The 17,122-nt window shown below is 34.9% G+C and carries 11 protein-coding genes; 4 read left to right on the plus strand and 7 right to left on the minus strand.

From position 1 onward, the window contains the following. Positions 1–68 precede the first annotated feature (68 nt). The 7 genes from RT037_RS08300 to RT037_RS08330 all read right to left on the minus strand — a co-directional run bounded on the left by RT037_RS08300 (position 69) and on the right by RT037_RS08330 (position 12,362). Positions 69–395 carry a VanZ family protein gene (locus RT037_RS08300; protein ID WP_312324034.1) on the minus strand — a complete coding sequence of 109 codons (327 nt, stop codon included), beginning with the start codon at positions 393–395 and terminating at the stop codon, positions 69–71. 28 nt (positions 396–423) lie between these two features. Further along, complete coding sequence (gene gcvH, locus RT037_RS08305) at positions 424–801, minus strand: glycine cleavage system protein GcvH (protein WP_313029897.1); 378 nt, start codon at positions 799–801, stop codon at positions 424–426. A gap of 156 nt (positions 802–957) precedes the next feature. Then, a complete protein-coding gene (gene sprA / locus RT037_RS08310; RefSeq protein ID WP_409529550.1) occupies positions 958–8,073 on the minus strand; it encodes a cell surface protein SprA in 7,116 nt (2,371 codons plus the stop codon). A gap of 44 nt (positions 8,074–8,117) precedes the next feature. Beyond that, positions 8,118–8,702, minus strand: a complete 585-nt coding sequence (gene ruvA / locus RT037_RS08315; protein ID WP_313029900.1) for a Holliday junction branch migration protein RuvA — start codon at positions 8,700–8,702, stop codon at positions 8,118–8,120. Between the two features lie 134 nt (positions 8,703–8,836). After that, a complete protein-coding gene (locus RT037_RS08320) occupies positions 8,837–11,122 on the minus strand; it encodes an NADP-dependent malic enzyme (RefSeq protein ID WP_313029903.1) in 2,286 nt (761 codons plus the stop codon). Between the two features lie 58 nt (positions 11,123–11,180). After that, positions 11,181–12,047: an ATPase gene (locus RT037_RS08325; RefSeq protein WP_313029904.1), complete on the minus strand. Its 867-nt coding sequence runs from the start codon at positions 12,045–12,047 to the stop codon at positions 11,181–11,183. A 57-nt stretch (positions 12,048–12,104) separates the two neighbouring features. Further along, on the minus strand, positions 12,105–12,362 hold the full coding sequence (locus RT037_RS08330) for a hypothetical protein (RefSeq protein ID WP_079667466.1): 258 nt from the start codon (positions 12,360–12,362) through the stop codon (positions 12,105–12,107). 355 nt (positions 12,363–12,717) lie between these two features. Between RT037_RS08330 and RT037_RS08335 the strand changes: the two genes are divergently transcribed. Genes RT037_RS08335 through RT037_RS08350 form a run of 4 tightly spaced genes read left to right on the plus strand, consistent with a single transcriptional unit; the run spans position 12,718 to position 16,753 of the window. Continuing rightward, positions 12,718–13,176: a GtrA family protein gene (locus RT037_RS08335; RefSeq protein WP_079667388.1), complete on the plus strand. Its 459-nt coding sequence runs from the start codon at positions 12,718–12,720 to the stop codon at positions 13,174–13,176. A 5-nt stretch (positions 13,177–13,181) separates the two neighbouring features. After that, positions 13,182–13,919, plus strand: a complete 738-nt coding sequence (locus tag RT037_RS08340) for a lysophospholipid acyltransferase family protein (protein ID WP_313029907.1) — start codon at positions 13,182–13,184, stop codon at positions 13,917–13,919. 28 nt (positions 13,920–13,947) lie between these two features. Then, a complete protein-coding gene (locus tag RT037_RS08345; RefSeq protein ID WP_409529551.1) occupies positions 13,948–15,714 on the plus strand; it encodes an MFS transporter in 1,767 nt (588 codons plus the stop codon). Next, positions 15,695–16,753, plus strand: a complete 1,059-nt coding sequence (locus RT037_RS08350; RefSeq protein ID WP_313029910.1) for a DUF3810 domain-containing protein — start codon at positions 15,695–15,697, stop codon at positions 16,751–16,753. The genes RT037_RS08345 and RT037_RS08350 overlap by 20 nt, the downstream gene beginning before the upstream one ends. Positions 16,754–17,122 lie beyond the last annotated feature (369 nt).

Consider the following 17,122-nt stretch of genomic DNA (forward strand, 5'->3'; position numbering starts at 1 on the left):
ACAGCCCGACCGAGCTAGCAAGGACTTCAGAAAGGCGCGAGGATTGCCCGAAATAGAAAAAATAAAAATTAAGGAAGTCGTTTGGAAATTTGGTTGTAAACGAAAATGGCTAAACTGAAACCTGCCATATCTGCAAACAGATCTAAAATCTCTAGCGATCGACCGAAGCCCATAAATTCTTGTAAGATTTCGGTGAGTAATGCGTAGCTTAAACCTATTAGTAGGTAAGTCGATTTTTTGATATTTGGAAAGGAAGCCAAAATGCAAAAGCCTAAAAATCCAAAAATGCTAAAATGTAAAACCTTATCGATGCCAGGAAACATGAATGAATACTCTTTGTTTTCGATGCCTGGCCGAAGTAGCATATACGTAAGAAATGCCCAATAAATGGGCATTATATATTTTTTAAATATGTTGCGATATTTATCCAACGATTGATTGATAATCTTCTGCTGATAATAATGAAGAAAGATCTGCTCCATCTTTTAGTTGTAACTTGATGATCCAACCATCTCCGTATGGATCTGAGTTAAGCAATTCTGGCTCGTCTTCTAATTTTTCGTTGAACTCGATAACTGTACCGTCAACTGGTAAGAATAGATCAGAAACTGTTTTTACAGCTTCTACGCTTCCGAATACGTCACCTGCAGCTAAGTCATCATCTACTGTGTCTACATCTACAAATACGATGTCTCCTAATTCGCTTTGTGCAAAATCTGTAATTCCGATTGTTGCTACATTATCTTCAAATTTTACCCACTCGTGGTCTTTCGTGTACTTTAGTTCTGCTGGTGTATTCATTACGATTTATTGTTTGATACAAATTTAATTAGATTTTCGATATACCACAACTTAATTTTAAAAATATAAGTAATCTAAATAATAGTTACCTCATCTTTAATATTCATAAAAAACGCATTAGAAATACTAATGCGTTTTTTTGATTTTAATATATCATTAGAAGCCTCCACCGCCTCCACCACCAAATGTGAATGTTGCGGTAAGCCCTGCTCTAACTGTTGACAGCGGGAAGGCTGTTGAAATCTTATACTTTGTGACCATTTGGTCGTAGAAGAATTTCAGGTTAAAGTTTTGTGACATATTATAATCTGCTGATAATTTTAATGTCAATAACTTTTGTCCTCCCGTTACTTGAGAATCGTCAATTAAAATATTTGTGATTCTTGTTTTATTATCTCTTAAAGCTAAATCTGCTCTTATGTTAAGATCACTCTTGATATCTCGAGGTCTTCCTTTAAAGTTAATTTTCAGTTTTAAATCTTTAAGAATATAACCGTAGCCAATAACATACTCAGTTCCCATATCTTCTGTTAAAGTATGATTTATCAAACCTAACATATAAGCTCTGTCTCTGTTATACGATGCACGGAACTGCATGTTGTTACGCATCGTCACATCAATACCAATAAGCGGAGAGAAAGCCTCAACATATCCTACTTGTGAGAAAGTATATGGATTAATATAGTTGCCATTAACATCTCTTTCGCCAGCTGATTTTCTGTTAAAGTAATCGATATTCGACTGCACACCTGCCATCGTATAAGTTGATGAATAACTGTGTAACACATCGAACTTCGAGAATTGACTATTAACAATCGGAAGGTTCTTAAGTCCACTATAAGTTAATTTCCAGTTTGGAAGTGGGAAACCAGATTTTCTCACGCTACCTAATTGTTTCGGTGACTTACCTTCTACCGCCGCTTTGAAAGCAGGAATTAATACATAAGCGTTTGAAATATCATAACCGTCCGCATAACCTGTAGCAGTTGCTGCGCCTCCTAATTCTTGAGAAATAAGTCTTGCATTTTCTTTAATCTTATCATAAAGTGCAGCACCGTCCGTAAAGGCTGTACCAAATGTCCAAGCTGTACTCGAGTGTGTTATCATCTCTGAACCGAATGAAAAAGCAGGATCTGGATTAACATTGAAACCAGTCTGCATAAAGTTACGCGAGTAGTTTTGCAACACATTGAAATCGATTCTGAAATCATTAACTGGCATCACTTGTAGATTCGCAGTCAAGTTACGCGTCGTCATCTCTGTATAAGCATCCGTCATATAGTCTGATCTCGAAATCCAAGATCTTTCGATTGCAAGACGACGAATATCCGCCTGAGATCCTAACAAGAATCCAATAGTTGGTCCACCAAGCGTTTGTCCAACACCATAGAAGTTAGGTGCTGATAATAGACCTGGTAACACTATACCATTGTTCTCATTATAATTAACATCCAACTGCTTGATCGATGTTAGTGCATAAGCAACCGCTTGGAAAGGCGACAACTTATTTTTAAACTTATAAGCTTTGAATTCTTTCTTTTTACCTTTCTTCAAGAAATTTTGAGAATAGACATTGTTAAGTGAGTCAATCTCTTGTCTTCTCTTAGACATAGTTTCCGTTATCTTTTGGAAGTATTTAAACTTACCTAAAAACTTCGGTACATCAACTGTCGATGTTGCCAAAATCGTATTGGTGTTTTGACCAACATTACCAAGACTTTCGATAACGCCTGTTTCAGGATTTTGGAAGTTACGAAGTGCTGATGATCTTGCATTCCAGTTATATTGGAAACTGTAACCTAGTTCAGCATTAACGAAATCCAAATACGGTAAATACTCAAACGGCAAACGATAATTAAGTTGTACTCTATGATTGTATTGTACCGGACGTCCCGCTCTGAAAGGATTTCCGAAAATACTACTTGTATTCATATCATACACTGACAGATTATCATTCAAGGTTCTGGTTTCAGAGTTAATTTCCATCTTCAAAGATTTAGTGAAATTAAATCCTAAACTATACTGCCACCCGAAGTAGAATGTACGGTTACGAATCGTATTAGAATTATCAATATTTCCATTTATTAATGCATCAATATTTCTAAACTCTAACTCGTTATAATTTCTGTCCAACATTGTTCTGAAAGACAATCTCGTCGGCACCGGATTAAAGTTAACTTCTTTTATCCATCTCAAATATTTGTAAGACTTCGCAGTATCGCTAATCATTCTGTTAAATGGACGCAATACAAATGGTTTGAAGTTATAATTATACTCTATCGATCCTTTTAAGTATTGTCTGTAATTACGTTTTGTATAGATGTCACGGAAGTAATCATCGTTATAAATCGTTGTTAAAGACAAGTTTTCCACATCATAGAATTTTGGTTTTTTGTTAGGATTCATACGTTCTTTACGCATATTAACCACACCAATACTACGTTGTTGACTGTATGTTCTAACCACTTTTTTAAGATCAGCTTCGTTAGGCGCCTTAGTCAACTCTACATCATTATCAAGCGGATTATATTTTGGATCTTCGATGGTCTGCGTATACGAGTAGTTAAGTGGAATCTTCATACCAACTTTCTCAGGAAGGAATTTGTCCACATTAACTGTTGTATTAATACTAAATGTCGAGTTAGATGACTGCGCTCTTTCTGAAGGTTTTTGGTCAATTGCTCCAAATCCAACTGATGAATAAGCTGCATTAGCATTAACTAAAGCAAAGTCTCCTAAGTTAAAGTTAAGGGAAGCGTTACCTGCATAACCACCTTTATTTTCAATTTCGGAAAGGCGAATCTCGTTAACCCAAAGTATTAAATCTTTTTGTTGCCCAGCCATCATTCCTCTGTTAGATCCTGCGCCATTGTTATTTCTAACACCAATTAAAATATTAGTTACGTTCCCTAAACTCGGACGACCTTTAATAAAGATTTTTTTGTTATCGCCATCTGGTTTATAGTCTGGATATTCGTAACGTGTGTCGAGTTTGATTCCTGGCGCATTATCTTTCACCAGCTCGTCACGCTTCATTTTCGCATTAACAAATTCTTCAATCGCTAGATTAACTTGGTTTTCGGTTGGCCAAATATCTAATGGCGACGTTGCATTTTGCGCCGTATATTTTAATGAAGCTTCGTACTCATAATAGTTATCCGTAGCATCTGATCCAAAACGAATGAAGAATTTAGCATCAGGATCAACGCTTGTATTCATCACATTTTTAAGATCTTCGGCGTGTACAAACAATTCTAACTTTTTGTAGCGACGCATATCAAGATTTGTATTTTTGAATACACCTCTTGCTTCTTTTCCTAAATTATTAACCTTCATATAAAGCGAAGATTCATTTTGTCTTTGCGCACCAGCGTTACCACTTAATACTTGTCTATCGATACCTGGAGGCAATACATAAGGTGGTTTTCCTAAAGCATTTTCTTCTAAGTTCACGCTTCCTACATCGAACTTACTAATATTAGTAATCGATTGTCCTTCATTAAGATCGTCTGCAGGATTGTTATAAGCTAATCTATTTGTATATTTTCTCCAATCTGATCTTACTAAATCAAACGTACCAAATCTTAAAGTAGAAGTTTGTTCAAAACCTTTAAGGATCATTCTGGCAAATCTCACGTTATTAAGAATTGCAGCGTCAGCATTTCCTCCTAAAGACTTATCATCATATTGAGAAACCGGAATTCTGAACAAATACCATTTAACTTTAGAATTTTGACCATTTTCAAACTTAACATTTACTTCTTTGATGTCAACAATTTTGTTTGTCCCATCAAGAACTAATTTATCTTTTGCTAAGTCAATTGTATATTGGTTATAATCTTCACTTTGGTCTAAGTTATAGTCTCTATTAACATCTTCCGCATCTGGTAACTGCGTAGCAACTTCTAAAGTATTAGCTTGTGAGTTACCTTGTGGGTTACGGAAATAACGATAACGATCAATAAGAGAAGAAGCCAATGTCCCTTGGAATTTATCCGACATGTAGAATACAAAGTTATCCGATGCTGGATCCAACTCATTAGTCACTGGGTTATTAAATGACACGCCAAACTTCGAAGATTCAGCTTCATCATTAAGACCGTCGTAACCTAAATCTTGTTGCGTTCTCTCATCACCTTCTGTCGAGAAAGCATATAGAATCGGGAATTGCGTTGGTTGACTTCCCCAGTTAGAGCTTGTTGTCTGCGTTGGGTTAGAAGTTGTTGGCATTCCGTTTTCATAAAGGAGCTTACCATCTTTAAGAACATCTTCTGATACGTTACCCAATTGTAATAATAGTTTTGGATCATTTCCTAGATTATTACCATCTGCATAAGGATCCATCATCCAAAACTCAACATATTCGATATTCGAATTAACAAAGTTAGATACACCGATTGATCTCATCAAACCTCCCCAACGTTGGTTAGCGGCTTCATCTAACGGATTCACATTATAAGGGCCTCTTTGACTTGGGTAAAAACTCACGTCAAAAGTTGTCAACATGGTTTGTTCCCCTGCTACAAAATCTCTTTCGTTGTACAATTCGGACATCATAACACGACGCGAACGGTGATTTGATAACACTTGTGCATTAATACCGTTTGGCGCTTTACCACCAACGCCGTAGAATCTCGGGTCAATGTTATACCAAGATGTCAAACCTCTACCGTAACCATTTTCTGTATCATCATTCAATCCTGCATTTGCAAAAATTGGATCTGTTTTATTAAGTTCAGGTTTAGAAGCAATACTCCACAAACTCGGCTCTTTTAATGAAATTTTTGAAGTTGTTTGTTCAAAATCATCAATATAAGATTGGTCGTTAGTTCCTTTATTTTGACCTGGAATTAAATAAGCTGCTTCTGCTTTAAAGTTTAAATTAGAAGGCGCTTCTGTATTGATAAACGGAATTTTATCCGTCAATCTTGTTAGGAAAGGAAGTTCGTTATTATACAAAATATTGAAACCTGCCATCGTATTGTTAACCGCCTCTTGACCGAAGTTTACTTTTTGAGTTAAAGGTCTTTCTGCATAGTTAACAAAGGTTGCACCAACAGTCAAATGATCATTAAAACGACGCTCTAAATTTAATCCTAAGAAACGTTTTCTTTGGGTATTAAACGTCATTTGGTTTTCCATAGAAATGTTGATGGCTTGTCCTGATTGCTTAACTTGTTCGTTAATAATCGTTACAGTACCCAACATATAGTCAACCGTATAGTCTACACCTTCCGTCAATTGTACGCCGTTAGCTGTAACACGTACCGATCCTTGTGGTACGTTAATAGCACCCATCGAGATCCCTTGACCTTGTGCTCCTTTGTAGCGTCCTTCAATTGTATATCGTTGCGCTAAGTTGCTTTGCTTGGCTGTTTCTTTTAATTTGGTATATAGGTCAGTATAAACATATTGTTTAGCATCAATACTATTACTATTAGGAAGACTTTCTATAAGATCCGACATTGTCTTACCAAAAGGCTGTACTTTAGTGAAAATCAATTTTCCTTGCTCAGGTTCAATCGTAAGACCTGGCACAAAGTCAAAAATACCATCACCAAAAACACCATTTTCTGCTTGGACGTCATTGTTTAGATTTAATCGATCCCAGTTAACGGTTTTCAATAAGTTGTTATCTGGCGTTGTGATACCTGGCAAATAGTTAACCTTACCTCCAGAAGAATTATCACGATAGTAGACATTCAATAAGAAATTTTCTTGCTGAATTTGGTTAGCATTCATCGGATAAATGTTTTTCATCATCAAATCCCACATTGGCGACGTTGTTTTCACCATGGTGTTTGACTTCAACATTTTAGTTACAAGAACCGAACTTTCTTCCGAAAATTCTCCGACTTTATACACTTGATCCGATCCTGCAATTGTATATGAGTATGAAACTGCTAAGAATTGGTTATCATTTAATCTTTGATTTAATGAGATATAACCTAATTGGGGATTAAATTTATACTCACCTGGATTTAATCGTTTTGCTTTTCTATTAAAAATAAATTGCTCACCATCAATATAAGGTTCTGTACCGCCTATAGCATTAGGTAAGTTTTGTCCATTAATCGTATTATAAGCCGTACCAACATCACGCAAGCCTGCTCCTAAACCTGTAACAGCATCGTATAATCCATTCTGCGCATTGCTTGGATAAGCACCTGCACCATCACCCAAATCTCGGATACCTACAATACTTTTTTGATCCTGAAGATTAGCAGAACCTTGATCCAAAACCCAAACTTCGAGTCTTGTTACATTAATTCTTGTGCTAAGTGTCGGATAGCTTTGTAAAGTTTTGTCATAGTTGTCGTAGAAATAATGTCCTAAAAAGTAGTGTTGATTATCTTCATAATCGTAGGCGTTAACTTTAAATGTGCTAATTGCTCCACCACCTTGCACAACGATATTACGAGCTTCACCTTGTTGTTGCGAAAATACAAAAGTACCAGTCGTCTTACCCAACTGGAAATCTGTCTTAAGACCGAAAAGCGATTGCGCGCCACGAATCAAACTGGTAGAAAGCGGCATACTAACGTTACCAAACTCTACTTTTTTGATGACTTTATCTTCGCCACCCGTTGTTTTGTCATCGAGACCTTTAGATTGCAAATCCTTCCACGATCCTTTTGCTTGCCACATCAAGTTCATTCTGTTCTCGAATGCAAAACCACTTTGGGTATCGTAATTGGCTTTTAACTGCAAATTCTCACCAACTTTCCCCGTCAATCCCAATTGCATTCTTTGTTGAATGTTAATCGTGAAATTGTTTCGGTTTTGTGGTAAGATCAGCGGATTGTCAATTTTTTGCAAAAGAACACCTAAGTCAAAAGACGCATAACCTTGAGGAATTAACTCAATTTTGTTACTTCCGAAAATGTTTTCAAAAATTTTATTTCGGATTGTGATGCTTGGCAAAAGACCTTTCTTCTTAGCATCAGCTTGATCTTTTCGGTTTGCTAAATTGTTAGTATCCGATTTTTCTTGGAAATAAGACTTCAATTGATTTTGCAACATATAGTTACGATATTGATCAAATGTCATCACCAACGGATTACCAACCGTCGTATTTCCAATCTTTGGATACAAATAATAAATCCCTTCTTTGACATCGTAAAACGCCTCGTATCGAATAGGACTTGCTAAATTGAAATGATTTTTGATATTGACACTGTCATTTGGTTTTTCTTGTGCAATAGCTTGTATGCACCCAACTAAAACCAACAACAATGCAAAAATCTTTTTAAAGTAAAACTCTCTCCTCACTATCTTCTCTTTTTACATCTGTATTATCTAAAACACAAAAAATGTTAAATGTTTTTTAAAATTTCTTTTACCATTTCTTCCACCGAAACTTCTGGATTTTTCTTCTGAATGCGATCTGCAATCTTCTCCGACATTTTTTTAGAAATACCTAAAACCTCTAAAGCAGTTAACGCCTCATCTTTAACTTTATTATCTACGAATTGAGAAATATTTTCTGACGAAAGCCCAAATTTGGCTACCTTATCTTTAAGATCGACAATAATACGTTCGGCTGTTTTGGTACCGATGCCTTTCACTTTTTGTAAAACAATGCTTTGTCCATTTTGGATTGCAGAAGCGGTCTCTTCTAAGGTCAACGAAGACAAAAGGATAAGTGCCGAAATTGCGCCTACACCATTAACACTAATTAAGAGATTGAACATTTCTTTTTCCAAAAGTGTGTTAAAGCCAAACAGCAAATGGGCATCTTCTCGAATAATCTGTTGTATATAAAGTTTGTGGTGTGTACCAAGCTTCAATATTTGCGAAGTTTGTAAGCTAATACCAACATAATAACCAACGCCATTGACGTCTATAACAGCATAAGTCGGCGTTAACTCCTCCACTATTCCTTTTAATGAATAAATCATAATCTAATTAACAATTTGCTAATATATTAATTCGAAACGAGAATTAAAAAATCTTGTTAAAATTGATAAAAATTCTTAATAAAAAAAGCGAAACCGAAGTCCCGCTTTATCTATTTTTTGAAAATAATTAATTCTTATTTCACTTGTCTTCTTTGTGCGTCCAAAACTGCAATTGTCGCCAAATTCACAATTTCGTCAACGCTAGAGCGCATTTGTAGTACATGCACTGGCTGTTTTAGTCCCATTAAAATTGGACCTACAACTTGCGCCATCTTCATCCCACGAATAATTTTATATGATAAATTCGCGCTTTCTAAGTTTGGAAATACAAAAACATTTGCTGGTTCTGCACCCAATTTTGAGAAAGGATAATCGCTTAAATGATCACTATTCATTGCGAAATCTGGTTGTATCTCGCCATCAACAATCATTTTCGGGAATTTCTCATGCAGAATAGAAACCGCTTTTGCCACTTTTTTCGAAGTTTCAGAAATTGCTGCAAAATTCTCAAACGACAACATTGCAATTCTTGGTTCAATAGCAAAAGTCTTAACCGTCATTTCTGACATTTTAGCAATATTCACCAAATCTTCAGCAGTAGGATTTTGATTAATTGACGTATCAGCAAAGAAAATTGGTTTTTTCTCTGTTAAAATCATCATCATCGCAGCAACTTTGTCAACGCCTTTTTCTTTTTCAACAACTTCTAAAATTGGTTTTAAAACCGAAGAATAATTTTTAGAAAAACCGACAATCAACGCATCCGTATCACCATGTTTCAACATCAAAGGTCCAAAATAATCTCTTTGGCGCACAAAAAGTTTCGCTTTATACTCATTCATCCCCTTACGTTGACGAAGTTTCCAAAGTGTTTCACGGTATTTAACACGATTTTCTTCCTGATCATCATCCATCGGATCAACAATCGGCACATCGATATTGATGTTATATTTTTCCATTTGTTGTTTGATGAATTTCTTCTCACCCAACAAAATTGGTTTTGCAATACCTTCTTCCAAAAGAATTTGAGCAGCTTTCAAAACATTATATTCTTCAGCATTACCCAAAGTTACACGCATCGGATTAGACTTTGCGCGACTCTGCATCATACGGATTAGACGCTCGTCACGTCCCATACGATCTAGCAGATTGTTTTCGTACTCTTCAAAATCTGTAATTGGACTTTTCGCAATACCGCTTTCCATCGCGGCTTTTGCAACTGCCATCGAAACTCTTGTCAAAAGTCGACTATCAAAAGGTTTTGGAATAAAATAATCTCTTCCAAAATGCAATTGTTTAATATTATAAGCCAACTTCACAACTTCCGGAACTTGCTCCTTCGCTAAAGCTGCTAATGCACGAACCGCCGCCAACTTCATGGCTTCGTTAATGCCTGTTGCTTGTACATCCAACGCACCACGGAAAATATATGGGAAGCCCAAAACATTATTCACCTGATTAGGAAAATCGCTTCGTCCTGTAGCCAGAATAACATCTTTTCTGGTCTCAACCGCTAAGTTGTAATCGATTTCTGGATCTGGATTTGCCAATGCAAAAACAATTGGATTGTCTGCCATGCTTAACAACATCTCTGGCGACATCACATTTCCTTTTGATAAACCAACAAAAACATCAGCTCCTTTTAGAGCATCTTCCAACGTTTCAATATCAGTTTCTGCAATGAAATCGATTTTTTCAGGCGTTAAATTTGTTCTTTTGTGATTGATAACACCTTTTGAGTCGCACATCAAGACATTTTCTTTAGAAAGTCCCAATGCGATATATAATTTAGTACAAGCGATTGCCGCGGCACCTGCGCCATTAACAACAACTTTAACTTCATCAATTTTTTTATCTGCAATTTCTAAAGCGTTGATTAATGCCGCCGCAGAAATAATTGCCGTACCATGTTGATCGTCGTGCATCAAAGGAATATTAAGCTCTTCCTTTAATCTTTGTTCAATATAGAAAGCCTCGGGTGCTTTGATATCTTCGAGATTAATTCCACCAAAAGTTGGCGCAATTCCTTTTACAATTTCAATGAATTTATCTGGATCTTTTTCGTCAATCTCAATATCGAAAACATTGATGTCTGCAAATATTTTAAAAAGAAGACCTTTACCTTCCATAACTGGTTTTGAAGCTTCCGCACCAATGTCGCCAAGTCCAAGAACTGCAGTTCCGTTAGAAATAACTGCCACCAAATTTCCTTTTGCCGTGTAGTCGTATACAGCTTGCGGATTATTGTGGATTTCCATACAAGGCACAGCAACGCCTGGCGAATATGCCAAACTCAAATCTCTTTGAGATGAGTGTGGCTTAGATGGTACAACTTCAATTTTTCCTTTTGGTTCGGCTTTATGATAATCTAAAGCAGCTTTGTTAAAAGCATTTAAATCTTTTTGATTTTGTTTCGGCATACTAATTTTTTTAATTAATTAAAAAATTCCCTTCTACAATAATTGATAAACGCAAAACTTAGGGTAAAAGTTTTGGTAAAATATAGTCGCGGTGGTAGTTAACAAGACTTTCTATTGGTCGTTGTACAATATCACCCACCGTGAAATGAAATTCTGCTGCGGCAGCTCTCAAAATATCTTCGAAAAAATAAGCGATTGATCCGATGAAGTTGAGTTCGCTACTGCGACATTCTTTATAAGGAAGAACCTGAAATTCTAAAAAGTTTCTAAGTTCTTTATATACAAATTGTTGAAAATATGGATGCGTTTTGCGATCAACAATAAATCTTGTAAAATCTGCAAAATAAGCATTAACACGAGGATTGTGATACATATTCTGTAACAAATCTTCGATGTTAAGTTGATAGATTTCCGCAAACTGATTGTGTAAATCTGGTGGTAATTTTTTCATAAAAAAATGGCGCACGAGTTGCTTCCCAAGTGAGCTGCCGCTACCTTCGTCTCCTATTAAGAAACCCAAAGACGGCAATTCTGTCCTTAGTTTTTCCCCATCAAAATAACAAGAATTAGAACCTGTCCCCAGAATACATACAATCTCAGGATGACCTCTATACGCTGCATAAGCTGCTGCTACAAGATCTTCCTTTGCTGTTAAGTAAGCATTTTTGAAAACTTTATTAAGTTCTTTTTGGACAATTTCTCTATTTTTTTGAACGCCACAACCAGAGCCATAAAAAAACACATGTTTGATATCGCTAGCAACAGACATCAAGGCATTATTATTTTCGACTTCGGGCGCAATAAGTTCTGGTGAGATAATATTGGGATTAAAACCGATGGTTTCTGTCTTAAAGACCTCTTTACCATCATGTTCTAGGATAACCCAATCGCATTTAGTAGAACCTCCATCTACAATTGCAATCATATATTTTATAAATAAATTAGGCCTGTAAAAGTAGGAAATTATTCTGTAAATAATATATTAGGCGTCATTATCTCTTGGCGTGATATTCGTCAGCCAATTATTAATCTCTTCTTCGAGATATTCGGTTTGCAATTGTATAGCATTAATAAAATCGTCCGGCACCGAATTTTTCTCGTCATTTTCTATCTCCCACAGTTCGTCGGACATTAGTTCGTACTCAGAATAGATTCTTTTAAAAGTCGAATTATTCTTTTCAAGCTCCTCAATTTTTTTCAACTGAGGCTGAAATTTTCGATAACTTGGACGCTTTTTCATAATATATTTATATTGTAATGTTTTAAAAATATCGAAGAACAACATACAAATAAGTGGAAAACAGCACACACACTTCAAATGCGTTATTCTTAGAATAAAGATACATTTTTAGAATTAATATCAAAATAAAATAACATTTTTTAATATTATTTTAAATATTTTAATGTTTTTCTAAATAATAAATCATTCAATATTTCTAGATTTCATCGTCATTTTCGTTTATTTTACCGCAATTCTATTGGGTTAAAGCTTATAAGATTTTATAAAAGCCTGATAAATACATAATTTTTGATTCTCATAATCTTAAAAAAAACTGTTTTAATATTTTAACATTAAAAGTTTAAATTTGCACCAAATGAAAGATTTACTTTTAAAACAAAAACAGGTTTTGTTTTTTATCATCGCTGGAGGTTTAAGCGCCATTGTAGAAATCGGCAGCTTCAAACTATTTAGCGTTAACATCCCCAAAATCGCAACTTGGGAATATAATCTTTACGGCATAAAATATCCTTTGAGTAACATCTTATCAACTTGCTGTGGTATTATTACTAATTATTTCTTGAGTATTTGGTTTGTTTTTGAAAGAGGAAAACACTCCAAACGTCGTGAGTTTATGTACTTTATGATTGTATCTTTTATATCAACTATATTAAGTTTAACCTTATTCCAAATATTTTTCCATTACGTCTTTACGAGTTATTTTAGCATCAAGATTTTCACTTTCTCTCCAGAAATGATTAGCAAAATCGCTGCAATTGTAACAGTTTCTGTACTTAACTACAGCATCAAAAAGAAAGTGATCTTTAATGGATAATTAAAATGACAGCAATTCTTAATATACTTTGGCGCGTTTGGATGGTAATTATCGGACTTATATTCACCATACTTTGGGGAATCCCAGTCTATATCCTTTCTTTTAGAAAAAGTCATTACAGATATTGTTATTTCTTTATCCGTATGTGGGCATATTGCATGTATTACGGCATGGGTATGCGTTATAAACGCATTAATCTTTCTAAGCAAAATCTCGACAGAAATCAACAATATGTTTTTGTATCCAATCATACATCGATCATGGATATTATGTTGATGCTGATTTTGTTGCCAAATCATCCGCTTTGTTTCGTTGGTAAAAAAGAGTTGGTGAAGATTCCGATTTTCGGAACTATTTATAAAAGAATTTGTGTGATGGTTGACCGAAGCAGCGCCAGAAGTCGCGCTGATGTCTATCGTCGTTGTGCCGAAAAAATGCAAGAAGGTAGTAGTATTGTCATCTTCCCCGAAGGTGGTGTGCCAGATGACACGTCTATTATTTTGGATAATTTTAAAGATGGCGCTTTTATTTTAGCTACAAAACATAAGTTTTCTATCGCGGCTTTCACATTTGTTGGCCTAAAAGAAATGTTTCCTTTTAACAATAAAAAAGGTTATCCTGGATGCGCGAAAGCTTATTTTAATGGCATCTACGAACCCAACTTATCAATGACGGAATTAAAATCCGTTGTGTATGAGGAAATTAAAAATGTTTTAAACAAGTATTATCTTATTAATAAATAATTATATTTGTTTAACATATTTTTATAAAATGAATCAACATAACGAACAAACCAAGTGGTCACAGTTTTTGTCCTTGGTTATTGTATTCTTCTTCTGGGGATTTGTAGCAGCGAGTAATGACATCCTGATTCCCGTTTTCAAAAAATGGTTTGTATTATCACAATTACAGTCACAACTGGTCGCTTGGGCCTTCTACGCCGCCTATTTTGTTGGATCCGTAATATTTTTCATTATTTCCCTTAAAAGTGATATTTTACAGAAATTTGGTTACAAAAAAACACTTGCTGTTGGACTGAGCATTTCCGCAATTGGCGCATTTTTGTTCTTCCCAGCTGCATCCTCAGCCAATTTCTGGTTTTTCTTAATGGCTTTGTTTGTTGTTGGGTTAGGATTTTCGGTACAACAGATTGTTGCCAATCCTTTAGCGATTAAAATGGGAAGTGCAAGCACTGGCGCGCACCGTTTGACTTTAGCTGGTGGAATTAACTCTCTCGGAACGACAATAGGACCAATTATCGTTGGTATTGCACTATTCGGAACTGGCAATAAAAGCGAACCCCTTCCTGCAAATCTTAGCAAAACCGAAACTTTAGTGTACGAATACAAAACTCTAAAAACTGAATTAGAGACCAATATACTTGACCTCGGAAAAGACTCTCAAGTTGACAGCGCCGAAAAAACGGCGACTGAAACCAAAGTCAATAATCAAATCAGTAAATTAAATACTGGACTTGCGACTCTAGAAGTTAACAAAAATCTGTCAGACGAACTTGTTAATCAATATTCTAAACAACTTGACGACACCAAAAAAGAAGCTTCTAACACGCTTTATCCAAGAGAATTCGTAAAAGGGAAACTTAGTACGGTTAAATTGCCTTTTGTGATTTTAGGAATCGCATTTATTTTGGTAGCAATTTTCATCTTATTTTCAAAAATTGAAGATCCTGCAAAAGAAGAAGAAAAGCTAATTGACGAAGGTTCGGAGAAATTCAGAATTACAAAATACCCTCAACTTGTTTTGGGTATGATTGCAATCTTTTTGTACGTTGGGGTGGAAGTTAGTATCATTAGTAATCTACCTGCCCTACTGCATACTCGCGAATTCGGAAGTGTTTTAGAAAACAATATTGCGCCGTTTGTCTCTCTGTATTGGGGAAGTCTAATGATTGGACGTTGGAATGGCGGGATCAACGTTTTTAACACCTCAAAAGCAGTTAATTTACTTTTAAAGATCATTGTTCCGTTCATAGCATTTGGGATTATTATTTTCGCAAATAACATGAGTGGCAAAGACGTAACTTCATTCTACATCTATCCTATTTGGATTGCAATATTTATTTTCATCAGTTTTATTGGTGGTAAAAATGCAGGAAAAACGCTTATGATTTTTGGTGTTGCAGGTATTATTATGATGATTTGTGGACTTTTCTATCCCGACAAAAATATTGCAAAATATTTCTTGATCTCTGGAGGACTTTTCTGTTCAATTATGTGGCCAGCAATTTTCGATTTAGCGATTGCAGGACTTGGCAAAAACACTGGTAAAGCATCATCTTTCCTTATCATGATGATTTTGGGTGGCGGTATTATCCCATTAGTACAAGGTGCAATTTGCGATTTTGACAATAGTCCTTCTGGACATGGCGGTATCATGGGAATGACTTACACACATTTCTCTTATATTATCCCTGCGCTTTGCTTTTTATATCTAGCAATTTTTGGTTATATTACACCTAAAATTCTAAAGAAACAAGGCGTTGAACTTACAGAATCAAATGAAAGTAGCGGACACTAAACTGTCTCAAAAAAAGAAAATATTAATTTGGGCAGGCCTTTGGTTTGCCCAAATTTTTGTTTTTTACCTATTATCAAAATCGGCATTAGCAATCGATTTTTTTGCGAAATTTTATGAATGGCAAAAAGCAGGACATCAAAAAATATTTAGTAGTCTCAGTTTTTCAGTTGGTGATATTTTGTATGTAGTTTTAGGATTATGGATTGCAACTACTATTTATTTCATTTTTAAAAAAGGAATAAAATCTCAGCTAGTAAAAGTTTTAATATTCTTAAATATAATCTACTTCGTTTACCAAATGTTTTGGGGAATGATGTATTTTCAAAAACCGATTATTAAAGTTAATCCAAACGATAAAATCTCAATCGAAAAACTAAAAACTTTATCTCTAAAATATCTAGAACTTTGCATTAAAAATAGAGAAGATCTTAATGAAGACAAAAACGGCATTTATGAAATCAAAAACCTTGACAAGATTAAATCCGAACTCATTTTAACACAAGCCAAAATACCGATAAAATTCAACACCAAAACACCAACAAATACTATTTCTATAAAGCCAAGTTTATTTGGCGAAATAATGAGCTTAACAGGCATTTTAGGTTACTATAATCCTTTTACAGCAGAAGCGCAATACGATGCTAATTTGCCCGACAGCAACAAGGCTTTTACATTATCGCATGAAGCGGCGCATCAGCTGGGTTATACTAGAGAACAGGAAGCTAGTTTTATTGGATTTCTAAATTGTATTTATTCCGACAAACCAGAATTAGAATATTCTGCAAACCTTTTTGCTTTAAAAAACATCTTGTCAAACATTCAGGCTTCTGACCCTAAGTGGGTGGAATTTATTTTAAAAAAATATTCTCAAAAAATGAAGAGAGACAGAGCCAACGAAATCGCTTTTAGGAAAAAAAATAAAAGTGTACTAGGTGATGTTTTCGGCTGGACTAATGATCTATTTTTAAAGACAAATCGACAAGATGGAAGCATCACGTACAATTACTTTATCTACCTTCTACTCTACTATGAGGCATAAAAAAGAATCGTATCTCTGATACGATTCTAAAAACACAAATGATGAAAAAAAATTTATTGCCTTTGCTTCGCACTACTGCTTTTCTAAGGCGTGGTAAATGTATAACTTAATATTTAATTAAGCAAAACTTTAAACAAATATTTTTACAATTTATCCGATTAGTAATCATAAATCATTATAAACGAGATATTTTAAATACAATTTATATTTCTGCGAAAATCAAAACAATAAAGTATCGAGATTATTTTAGAATCCTTTGTTCTAAAATTAAGAAAACATTAGAAACAACAAAATTAATTAAACATATATTTAAAATCAACAAATAAGCACATCCTATTATACTTTAATAGAATTTAAATGCTAAAAATA

It is taken from the genome of Soonwooa sp. (assembly GCF_032062245.1).
GTDB lineage: Bacteria > Bacteroidota > Bacteroidia > Flavobacteriales > Weeksellaceae > Soonwooa.